At 65.4% G+C, this 419-nt stretch carries 1 protein-coding gene; it reads left to right on the plus strand.

The window, feature by feature from the left end; genetic code table 11:
- Nucleotides 1-419, plus strand: a 419-nt coding sequence (locus ADK64_RS08680) for an acyltransferase domain-containing protein (RefSeq protein ID WP_159046200.1), incomplete at both ends; no start/stop codon positions are given.

The raw sequence follows: 419 nt of genomic DNA on the forward strand, positions 1-419 counted from the left end.
CCGGTGTTCGCGGAGGCTTTCGATGAGGTGTGTGCGGCCGTGGACGAGCGACTCGGCTGTTCGTTGAAGGATGTGGTGTTCGAGGGTGGGGGGCTGCTGGACGAGACGCGGTTTGCGCAGCCGGCTCTGTTCGCAGTCGAGGTGGCGTTGTATCGCCTTGTGCGGTCGTGGGGTGTGCGGCCTGATTTCCTGGCGGGGCATTCGATTGGTGAGGTGGCGGCTGCGTATGTGGCGGGTGTGTGGTCGTTGGAGGATGCGGCGGCTTTGGTGGTGGCGCGGGGTCGTTTGATGCAGGCGTTGCCGGCTGGTGGTGTGATGGTTGCGGTGGAGGCGACGGAGGAGGAAGTAGTTCCGCTGCTGTCGGAGGGTGTGAGCGTCGCTGCCGTCAACGGGCCTACGTCGCTGGTGCTGTCGGGTGT

Origin of the sequence: Streptomyces sp. MMG1121 (assembly GCF_001280015.1) — a bacterium.
Classification (GTDB): Bacteria; Actinomycetota; Actinomycetes; order Streptomycetales; family Streptomycetaceae; genus Streptomyces.